The following is a 297-nucleotide window of genomic DNA, read 5'->3' as shown; positions in this document are numbered from 1 at the left end:
ACTCTTTCCAAAGAAAGGAAATAGAGTACAAGCAACGGTCGTTAGATATGCCGATGATTTCGTAGTCATATCACCAAGACTCGAAATCATTGAACAGTGCAAGGTTGCTATCTCCAAATGGTTAAAGCCCATTGGACTTCAACTCAAACCGGAAAAGACAAGAATCTGTCATACACTAAGAGAAATCGAAGTGGACGGAGAAAAAGTCCCATCCGGATTTGACTTCCTGGGGTTCAATATCAGGCAATATCCAAAAGGAAAACATACATCCGGGAAGAAATCGGGGGGAAGAGGTCT

At 42.4% G+C, this 297-nt stretch carries 1 protein-coding gene; it reads left to right on the top strand.

Annotation, left to right across the window (positions count from 1 at the left end; all coding sequences use genetic code 11):
* Positions 1-297, top strand: a 297-nt coding sequence (locus LKE08_RS00150; protein ID WP_324702173.1) for a reverse transcriptase domain-containing protein, incomplete at both ends; no start/stop codon positions are given.

Origin of the sequence: Lyngbya sp. CCY1209 (assembly GCF_035615495.1) — a bacterium.
GTDB lineage: Bacteria > Cyanobacteriota > Cyanobacteriia > Cyanobacteriales > Microcoleaceae > Limnospira.
Note: the sequence above shows the minus strand (reverse complement) of the source record. Positions and strands in the feature narration are given on the sequence as shown.